Genomic DNA, 9,569 nt, shown 5'->3' on the forward strand with positions numbered 1-9,569 from the left:
ATCCTCAATTTCTTGCAATCCTCGCTACGGACGCTTAAGTCTGACAGGCTGCTAGGCAGTATCGGCATAACTCCAAAGGGACTTGAAAAATACGTGTTGTCCCTTACTATTTGGCTCTTTTCTGTTGGGAAGTGAGCGCACAATGAGTAATAGACAGACCATAAACACAGAGAATGCGCCTCAGGCGATTGGTACCTACTCTCAGGCGGTTAAGGCCGGAACGACCGTTTATGTTTCCGGCCAGATTCCCCTGATCCCGGAAACCATGGAGCTGGAGCAGGGAGGCTTCAAAGCGCAGACACGCCGCTGCTTTGAAAATCTGAAAGCCATTGCAGAAGCTGCAGGTGGAGAACTTCAGGATGCTGCAAAAGTAGGCATTTTCCTGACCGATCTTAGCAATTTTAATGCGGTCAATGAAGTAATGGCTGAGTATTTCACTCAGCCCTATCCTGCACGTGCTGCCATTGGTGTGAAAGAACTGCCCAAAGGCGTGCCGGTTGAGATTGATGCGATTCTGGAGCTGAGGTAGTTTTTTTAACGAACATTGTGGAATTCTCCATCCATCCCGGCATTGCGCAGCTTTGCCGTGTGAATGGAAATGAATAGCAAACAGGTAGGGCTGTTGTCATTACTCATAGGACGTTGAGCTTAACAACTCTGAGTAGCCAGCCCTGTAGTTTGGGTACCTGAAAGTGTAACCTGCATCGATGATTTTTTGATTGCTGCAACGTTTGCTGCCTCTCTGAGGTGCAGGGTGGCTGTCGTCCAGCACTATACCGAGTTGAGCTGCCAGCCAGTGCAACACTTCGTACATTGGAGCGGGTTCGTGGTCGACACCCAGGTATAGAGAGTCAACGGGAAGCTTTTGCTCATCGCGGCGAATCAGATGAGCAAGGATACCGGCACAGTCATCCCGGTGTATGCGGTTGCCATAGATGACCGGCTCAGCTTCACAGCCTTCACCGGCTTTGACTCGATTGATCATTCGATTTCTTCCGGGACCATAAATGCCGCCAAAACGAACCGCAGTCGCAGGAAAAGGGCTGTTGATTAAAATCGCTTCTGCCTCCAGCATAATCTTCCCTGAATACCGAACCGGATGTGTGGGTGAAGTTTCATCCACCCACTGACCATCATCCTGGTGATAACTGCCGGTACTGGAAGTGAAAAGCACCCGCTCGGGCCGGTGGCCCTGTGCCTGAAGGCGAGAAAGGACGTTGGAAAGACCTCTTAGATAGGCTTTTTGATAATTGTCCTGACCGGATCCATCGGAGGCAGCCGCATAAACGACATAGTCAATTTTGTTGGGCCAGTTGCCCAGCTGTTCTGGATTTGACAGGTCGCCCTGAACAGGATGAACGCCCTGGGGCAAACGGTCAATGCTCCGGCGTAATCCCCAGACAGAGTAATTGTCTGTGTCCAGAAGCTGTCGTGCTAATTCGCAACCGACATCACCGCAACCGGCGATCAATACATTCTTCTTCATAGCAGCCCCGTCATTTTTATAAAAAAAGGACAACCGTGAGTGTCCTTTATCCTCAGGGAAATGCAAGTAACCTTACTCAAATTCAGCATTTCTCTGTGCCTCCGATGATGCATCTTCTACTTTTGACAGAAGCCGAAGGAATAGTTTGAAAAAAAAACTGTTTAAATTTACAGTGTTCTGGTCGTTTCCAGACAGGCTTCTACCGTTATGACTCTCACAGAATTGCGCTATATTGTGACTCTTGCTCAGGAGCAGCACTTTGGGCGTGCTGCTGCCAAGTGCCATGTCAGTCAGCCCACGCTCAGTGTGGGAGTGAAAAAACTGGAAGATGAGCTTGGAGTAGCCCTGTTCGAACGATCGCGGAATTCGGTTCGGGTGACCCCTATGGGTGAAAAGGTCACCAGTCAGGCCCAGAAAGTTCTGGAAGAAGTGTCAGGCATCAAACAGATTGCCAAAGCCGGGCGCGATCAGTTAACCACGCCTCTGAGAGTGGGTGCCATATACACCATCGGGCCTTATCTGTTTCCACATCTTGTTCCCCAGTTGGCGTTGGTGGCACCTAAGATGCCCCTGTACATCGAAGAAAACTTTACAGCGGTTTTGAGAAAAAAACTAAGAGTGGGCGAGTTGGACGCCATCATCATCGCACTGCCCTTTACTGAGCCTGATGTATTAACCTTGCCTCTTTACGACGACCCTTTCAGGATTTTATTGCCAGCCGGGCATCCCTGGCTGTCGAAGCAAGATATAGACCCTGCAGAACTGGTGAACGAAGAGTTACTGCTTTTGGGGGAAGGCCACTGCTTCAGGGATCAGGTCATGGAGGCCTGTCCGCTTCTGGCTCAGAAAGGCGATGCCGGTGGCGAAGAAGGAGGTGGCATCGAAGCCTCTTCTCTGGAAACTATCCGCCATATGGTGGCATCGGGAATGGGCATCAGTGTGCTGCCTGAATCGGCCCTGGTTGGCAGTCACTACGCTCCCGATGTATTGTCATCAAAGCCTTTTCGCTCGCCATCACCCAGTCGAACCGTTGCCTTGGCCTGGCGTGCCAGTTTCCCGAGACCCAAGGCAATAGATGCATTGTCCAGTGCTCTCAGGCTATGCTCTGTAACGGAAGCCAAATGAATAAAAAGTAACAGCAGTAGTACATTGAGGTGATATGGTGAAGCCCCTGCATGAGATTCCTGTGACAGCACTGAAAGGAGTTGGGGCTGCGCTTGCCGACAAACTGGCAAAAATCCATATTCATAATCTGCAGGACCTGCTTTTTCATTTGCCCCTCAGATATCAGGATCGCACCCGCATTACGCCCATTGCCGCTATTCATCCGGAAGGGGATTATGTTATTCAGGGCTCTGTGGTTGCTACTGACGTCCTGATGGGCAAGCGCCAGAGTCTGCTTTGCCGCATCAGTGATGGCACAGGTTCTGTCGGGTTGAGGTTTTACCATTTTTCCAGCGCACAGAAGAATCACCTCAAACCGGGAGCAGAGGTTCGTTGTTTTGGGCAGCCCCGCAGGGGAGCCAGCGGCCTTGAGATTTATCACCCTGAATATCGGGTCATCAAACCGGATAATAATCTGGATGTTGAGGAAACCCTGACGCCTGTCTATCCGGCTACTGAAGGACTCACTCAGCAGAGAATTCGAAGTCTTTGTGAGCAGGCTTTGGGCAAACTGAACCATCCTGATGTACTTCAGGAGTGGCTGCCTGACAATGTCAGATCGCAATATCAGTTAGGGTCGCTGGTGGATGCTGTGGAGTTCCTGCACTCGCCTCCCCCTGATGTTTCTGTTGAACTCCTTTCTGAAGGTCGCCATCCGGCACAAATGCGACTGGCTTTTGAAGAACTTTTGGCTCACAACCTGAGTATGCAGAAGCTGCGTAGCCTGATTCGCACAGTAAAAAGCTACGCAATGTCACCCAGGCAGACGCTAACCCGGGACTTTCGTGAGCAGCTGCCCTTTTCCCTGACGGGCGCTCAGGAAAAAGTATTGGCGGAAATCAGTCAGGATATGATGAATCCTGATCCCATGTTGAGACTGGTTCAGGGCGATGTGGGTTCGGGCAAAACGGTGGTGGCTGCTCTGGCTGCACTTCAGGCCGTCGAGAATGGTTATCAGGCCGCCGTTATGGCACCAACGGAAATACTGGCTGAGCAGCACGAGAAGAACTTTAAGGGATGGCTGAAACCTCTGGGGATTTCTATTGCCTATTTGTCAGGAAAAACCAAAGGGAAAAAGCGTCAGCAGATTCTGGAAGAGATTGCCCGGGGCGATGCCGCTGTGGTGGTGGGTACTCATGCCCTTTTTCAGGAAGACGTACAGTTCAGGCAGCTGGGTCTGGCCATTATCGATGAGCAGCATCGATTTGGTGTACATCAGCGAATGGCGTTGCGAAAAAAAGGTGAGCTCAATGGTGGGCAACCTCATCAACTGATTATGACAGCAACGCCTATTCCCCGAACGCTGGCTATGAGTGCCTACGCCGATCTGGATTGTTCCGTTATCGACGAATTACCCCCGGGCAGAACACCGGTAAATACCGTCGTGATAAGCGACGATCGTCGTGATCACGTAATAAAACGTCTGCGCTCAGCCTGTTTGGAGGGCCGTCAGGCATATTGGGTCTGTACCCTGATTGAAGAGTCAGAGGCTTTGCAGTGCCAGGCAGCTGAGGTGACGGCTGAACAGCTGCGAGAAGCATTGCCCGAGCTTTCCATAGGATTGGTTCATGGTCGAATGAAAGCGACTGAAAAGCTTGAGGTTATGGATGCTTTCAAGTCCGGACACATGCATCTGTTGGTGGCCACTACGGTCATCGAAGTAGGCGTGGATGTACCTAATGCCAGCCTTATGATTATTGAAAATCCGGAGCGATTGGGTCTGGCTCAATTACATCAGTTAAGAGGTCGTGTCGGTCGCGGCAGCATAGCGAGCCACTGTCTTCTGATGTATCACGCCCCGCTTTCGCAGCAGAGCAGGGAGCGTTTGCAAGTGATGCGCGACTCCAGCGATGGTTTTGTCATTGCTGAAAAAGATTTGCAATTACGCGGACCGGGAGAAGTGCTGGGCACCCGGCAGACCGGGCTTGCCCAGTTCAAGGTAGCCGATCTTGAACGGGATGCCATTTTGCTGGATCAGGTCAGGGATGCGGCCCAGAGTGTCTTGAAAGAGGTACCACAAAACGCAGAGCCATTGATCCTTCGCTGGCTGGGTCATGCTGAGAAGTACGCTAATGTCTGAAGCCTGGTCGTCGCTGATGACAGTCAAAAATTGTTAACATGGCCAGCTCTATCGATTTACTCCGCAGTAAAGAGGATCTGAAGAACTGCATAAATCAGCCAGAGGCGACTGAAACAATTTTTCGTTACCCTCGGGGAATAAAAAAAATTCACGGACAAAACTACGAAGAGCAGTGGCAAGTGCTGCCGGACTTTTCCTGCAGTCATTCTGGCGAGTATACACCAGGTGAAATCGGTGCTTTTTGTGAAAAAATTATGGTTTCACATTTCCTGTCTTTGAATTTATCGTGTGGCTAATTTGGCATTCAGGTGGAGATCGACTAATCTCACTCAGCAGCGGTAGACCTCAAGAGTTCGTAATCAGTCGTTGGGGAATGTAGTCATGAACCTGTTAATAGTCTCCTGTGTAAGCTTGGCCTTATCCTTATCTGTTCCTGCTCTCAGGGCCTCTCCGGTCGGGGTTGCTCAGGAGGGGGTCGCTACGGGCGTGTATGGTTCAGACGAGATTGGTTCAGACGAGATTGGTTCAGACGAGCTTGATTCAGACGAGATTGATTCAGACGAGATTGATTCAGACGAGATTGCTTCGGAAGAGGCCTCTCAGTTTTTCGATCCTCCGGCCTCGGCAGATTCCAGATACGAGTTTTCTTGTGGGGATTCTAAAGGCGTTTGTGGCGTTGAATACTGTCAGGAGGCTTATGGGGATCCCTATCCTGAACGATTTTATGAGATGTCTAGCACTGAAAGCCTGGAAGCATCCTACAATTTGGCCAGCCTTCTGCTGCGTAGCGATAGTGATGACGATGATTCTTCCCTCAAATCCTTTTGCATTGATAAGGAGTTATTGCAGAACCCCGGGGCGGGCTACGGCATTGATGAACTGGAAGGGGCAACCTTTTGGGGGGTGGTCAAACTGGAGCAGCTCGCAACGGGAGAAGTTTTATATGTGCCGGTCAAGACAAGCGAGTGGGTCAAAGTCGGAAAGGTTATCAGTGGGGTAAATGAGAATGAGCTGGGGGTGGATTATCAGGTGACCATATCATCAATTGATCGCTATCGCCATGATGCGCTTCTCAACACTCCGTATGGGCATCCTGTCAGAGACTGGATGCTGCATAATGAGGATGTGACTAAATACATTAGTGCCTCACTTGACCTTGTGGCTAAAGAAGATAAAGTGGCGTATAAAGACGTGTATCCGCAACGCCAGCTGGATAGAGCATACCTGATAAAGAGTTCGACTCTCCATCTCAGTTTGACCTATGACCATTTTTACGGGGACGGTCTCGCCTATAATGCCGTCCTTTCAGGTGAGTTGTCTTTGCCTGATGGAGATTTGATCAAGGGTCTTAAATTAGAAGCAAGAGGAGCTCGCTTGCCTAAATCCGGGTTTGGTAACTTCAGGCTAAATAAGCGTGACCCAGAAGGCTTCAGTTTACTTCCCTCTCCTGATTCTCAGTTAGAAGGCAGCATTGGTCGCCTTCGGTTGATAGAGCTTGTGCTGTTTCCGAAGGATTGAAACAGCTTGAACAAATCAAGCGTGTAACAATTTCTGATTGATGGCATGGCAATAGATAGGCGGGCTCTCCGTTTTCTGAGCTGGATTCTCGGAAAAAGCGATCGTCGCAATGAAGATTGTTGGGGAGAGGTCGGCCTGTCACGGTCTGTTGCAAGGCTGGAGCGGCAAAATTTCGGCTGCTGCATGGTAGGGCTCGGAGTGTGAAACTGTTACATCAAGAATAATTATGTAGTTTTATCTCAAGAATTAAAAAATTTGAGGTCTTCTGAGGTTCATACTAGGTGACTTAGAGAGACTTGACGGGGGGGCAGCATATTTTTCAGAGTGATGTATCTGAGGTTTAGCCTTTCAGCAGATGCTCAGCAGATTTTGCATTGCAGAAGCGTCGATTGTGATCAAATCAAAAACGGCGAATATCCTTTCAGACAGGCTGTGATGATCGTGTTCAGCTAATAATATCCGGACACTGCTGCAACGGTCCTGCTCATATGTTAACACTGAATTTATCCAATATTTTTTTGAATCAGTCTGCAGAAAGTAAGCTACAAGTCATCGAGCTAATCGGCCAGAAAATGGTTGAGCTTGGGTACACTACTGAAGCTTACACGGCTGGATTAAAAGCGCGTGAAGCTATTTCTTCCACGTTCCTTGGGAATGGTATTTCTATCCCCCATGGTACGCCGGACACTCGTGATGCGGTCATCAAAACCGGGGTAGTTATTTTCCAGTTTCCACAGGGCGTTGAGTGGGGTGAGGATGAACAGGTTTACATAGCTGTCGGCATAGCAGCCTGCTCCAATGAACATCTGCAGATTCTGAAGGGACTGACACGGATTCTTGGTAACGACGAGCTATGCAGTTTCCTGGCAAAAACAGACAGCCCTCAGGATGTTATTGGTGCTATCAATTCTCCTCCCAGAGAGCGTCGGCCCTTTTCTGAAGAACGCGTTCGTAATTGTATTGATGCGAACCCTCCATCTGCATTGCAGGCTGTCGCGGCAAGAGGGAACGGCTGCGCTGCACCGGCAAAGGAAGTGCTAAGTCGGGCGTTCACTATTTTGAATCCGAACGGAATACATACCCGTCCTGCTAAGGTCTTTGTATCCACCATCAAGCGTTTTGACTCCCGGATAGAAGTCAGCAACCCTGATAAAAGTGACGCATTTATCAATGGTAAAAGTTTGATGAAATTGTTGAGTCTCGGGATCACCAGAGGCAGCACCATCGAAGTGAAAGCCTGTGGACCAGACGCCCACGAAGCCATGGATGCATTGGAGCAGGTGATCAACCAAGAGCTCGCTGAATGATCGTTAATCTGGACTTAAATCCTGATAAGGACCAAACAAACGGTACAAATTATACAAGCTGAACATTGAATCAGTGAATGCTACTGGGCAGCCCTGCAATGAGTGGTAAGAAGCTTTTACTTTTCAAAAAAACAAAAATTAACTTGCAAACGGTTTGATTAGGTATAGAATGAGAATCATTCTCATTATTAATAAAGGAGATGCCTATCGAAACCAGACTTTTTGACCTGATTAACTGGTAAACAGCTACCAGTAACTCGCATATCCTCATCGTTTTGGCGGCTCGTCCCAAGCCGCCTTTTTTTATTCCATTCCCATAGTTCCATTCAATATCCAGGCTTTGCAACCTGACAGTCAGAGATGGTTAATACTGACAGCCAGTATGGCGTCACAACAAAAAACTATGAAGAGCAGGCACCGGTGGCGATGGGCTTTTCCTATAACCAAGAGGAGCCTGGTTAAATCGGCGCTTTTTGTGAAAAAAATGACGGCTCCACTTCTCCTGTTTTTGAATTCGTCGTTTGGCTAATTTGGCATTCAGGTATAGATGGACTAGTCTCACTGATCAGCGATGGACACTCAAGAGTGTGTCAATAGGTGTGAGGATTGTAGTCATGAATCTGTTGAAAGTCTCCTGTGCAAGCTTGACCCTTACCTTGTCTGTTCCTGCCGTTATCGCCTCAACGGCTGCGGTCTCTTCGACAAAGGGTTCTTCAACTTCGGCGCCTTCGGCTTCGACGGTTAATTCAAAATCCAGATACGAATTTTCTTGTGGGGCTTCATCAGGTATTTGCGGCAAGCAATACTGCGAACGTGATTTGGGGTTTCCTGAGGTCAAGCCGTTGTATGGGGAGTCCAGCGTTGTTAGCGATAGCCAATACTATAATTTGGCCAGCTTACTCAGAGGTCCGAATGCTTCTAACCTCAAAGACTTTTGCGTCGATCAGTCAGTGCTGAACGACCCCAAGGCAGGCTACGACGTTAATGAGCTGGAAGGGGCGGCCTTCTGGGCAGTGCTCAAACTCGAGCTACTGGCAACAGGACAAGTTTTCTACGTGCCGCTCAAAACAAACCGGTGGTGGCTCGAGACCGGAAAGAGTAAAAGTGAGGAAGATGAAGCAGTGACGTATCGAATGAAGATATTAAATGTTAGTCCCAATCACTTCGATCCGTATTTCACTACTCAGTATGGGCTTGCTGTCCGGAGCTGGTTGTTGTTCAGACGGCAGCTTCGCGCATACAGTACATTATACAAACGCTTAAAAGGTACAGATTATCTACAAGCGCATGATGCTCTCTTCTCAGTGAGAGCATACTCCATGAAGAGCTCAGATCTCAAAGTCAGTTTGACTCCCGACAATTATTACCGGAACGGTGGCGTTTACGATGCCGTCATTTATGGTGCACTTTCTTTGCCTGATGAGGATGTGGTTGAGGAGCTTAAATTGGAATCAAGAAGCACCCGCTTTCCTACGATCGGGTCTGATAACTTCAGGCTTAATCAGCGTAACCCAAAAGGTGTCAGTTTCCTTCCCACTGCTGGTTCTCAGGTAGAGGGCAGCGCTGGACGCTTTCGTGTGATAGAGCTCGTCTTGATGCCGAAATCGAAATAAAAAAGCTTAAGCGAATCAGGCTTGTGCCGAATTTTGGTTGATAACATAGCAATAAATGGGGGGCTTCTGTTGTCTGAGTTCGATTCAAATCCTGAAAGATCAGACAACCTTGAATATGCCGGATTTCTCGACCGATTCTGGGCAACGCTGATCGATACTTTGGTTCTGATCATCATTACTTTACCTCTTACTATGATGATTGATGGCGATCGGCTGACGATTGAAAATTCAAAACAACTTCTGTACCCGGCAGACGTCATGATCAACTGGTTGTTTCCGGCGTTAGCAGTTATCCTGTTCTGGCATTACAAGAGTGCTACGCCGGGCAAAATGATCATCACTATGAAAGTCGTTGATGAGAAGACCGGCCTTGCTCCGGCTCTGTCTCAGTCGGTCATTCG

Annotated in this window: 8 protein-coding genes; 7 read left to right on the top strand and 1 reads right to left on the bottom strand. The window is 48.9% G+C overall.

Annotated features, from left to right (window positions below; genetic code table 11):
* Positions 1 to 142: 142 nt before the first annotated feature.
* Positions 143 to 529: a RidA family protein gene (locus tag KDK19_RS06690; protein ID WP_257253644.1), complete on the top strand. Its 387-nt coding sequence runs from the start codon at positions 143 to 145 to the stop codon at positions 527 to 529.
* A 99-nt stretch (positions 530 to 628) separates the two neighbouring features.
* Here the strand turns inward: KDK19_RS06690 and KDK19_RS06695 are convergent, their stop codons facing one another.
* On the bottom strand, positions 629 to 1,486 hold the full coding sequence (locus KDK19_RS06695; RefSeq protein ID WP_257275406.1) for an SDR family oxidoreductase: 858 nt from the start codon (positions 1,484 to 1,486) through the stop codon (positions 629 to 631).
* Between the two features lie 207 nt (positions 1,487 to 1,693).
* On the opposite strand from KDK19_RS06695, the gene KDK19_RS06700 reads away from it, so the two are divergent.
* The 6 genes from KDK19_RS06700 to KDK19_RS06730 form a co-directional block, all read left to right on the top strand.
* Positions 1,694 to 2,611 (top strand): hydrogen peroxide-inducible genes activator, encoded by a 918-nt coding sequence (locus tag KDK19_RS06700; protein ID WP_257253646.1) that lies wholly within the window; start codon positions 1,694 to 1,696, stop codon positions 2,609 to 2,611.
* A 34-nt stretch (positions 2,612 to 2,645) separates the two neighbouring features.
* Positions 2,646 to 4,730 (top strand): ATP-dependent DNA helicase RecG, encoded by a 2,085-nt coding sequence (recG, locus tag KDK19_RS06705; RefSeq protein ID WP_257253649.1) that lies wholly within the window; start codon positions 2,646 to 2,648, stop codon positions 4,728 to 4,730.
* Between the two features lie 381 nt (positions 4,731 to 5,111).
* Positions 5,112 to 6,248, top strand: coding sequence for a hypothetical protein (locus KDK19_RS06710; protein ID WP_257291607.1), 1,137 nt, complete (start codon positions 5,112 to 5,114; stop codon positions 6,246 to 6,248).
* A gap of 488 nt (positions 6,249 to 6,736) precedes the next feature.
* On the top strand, positions 6,737 to 7,555 hold the full coding sequence (locus KDK19_RS24325; RefSeq protein WP_368736442.1) for an HPr family phosphocarrier protein: 819 nt from the start codon (positions 6,737 to 6,739) through the stop codon (positions 7,553 to 7,555).
* Positions 7,556 to 8,169: 614 nt separating this feature from the next.
* The gene (locus KDK19_RS06725; protein WP_257291608.1) at positions 8,170 to 9,168 is read left to right on the top strand and encodes a hypothetical protein; all 999 of its coding nucleotides are present in this window, start codon (positions 8,170 to 8,172) and stop codon (positions 9,166 to 9,168) included.
* A 69-nt stretch (positions 9,169 to 9,237) separates the two neighbouring features.
* Positions 9,238 to 9,569, top strand: a 332-nt coding sequence (locus KDK19_RS06730; RefSeq protein WP_257291609.1) for an RDD family protein, incomplete at its 3' end; no start/stop codon positions are given.

The organism is Endozoicomonas sp. ONNA1 (assembly GCF_024606325.1).
Taxonomy (GTDB): domain Bacteria; phylum Pseudomonadota; class Gammaproteobacteria; order Pseudomonadales; family Endozoicomonadaceae; genus Endozoicomonas_A.

Excerpts from the sequence above, each read along its gene's own strand:
- KDK19_RS06710 (WP_257291607.1), top strand. The coding sequence starts at position 5,112 with ATGAACCTGTTAATAGTCTCCTGTGTAAGCTTGGCCTTATCCTTATCT.
- KDK19_RS06695 (WP_257275406.1), bottom strand. The coding sequence starts at position 1,486 with ATGAAGAAGAATGTATTGATCGCCGGTTGCGGTGATGTCGGTTGCGAA.
- KDK19_RS06725 (WP_257291608.1), top strand. The coding sequence starts at position 8,170 with ATGAATCTGTTGAAAGTCTCCTGTGCAAGCTTGACCCTTACCTTGTCT.
- KDK19_RS06690 (WP_257253644.1), top strand. The coding sequence starts at position 143 with ATGAGTAATAGACAGACCATAAACACAGAGAATGCGCCTCAGGCGATT.
- KDK19_RS24325 (WP_368736442.1), top strand. The coding sequence starts at position 6,737 with ATGTTAACACTGAATTTATCCAATATTTTTTTGAATCAGTCTGCAGAA.
- recG (WP_257253649.1), top strand. The coding sequence starts at position 2,646 with ATGGTGAAGCCCCTGCATGAGATTCCTGTGACAGCACTGAAAGGAGTT.
- KDK19_RS06700 (WP_257253646.1), top strand. The coding sequence starts at position 1,694 with ATGACTCTCACAGAATTGCGCTATATTGTGACTCTTGCTCAGGAGCAG.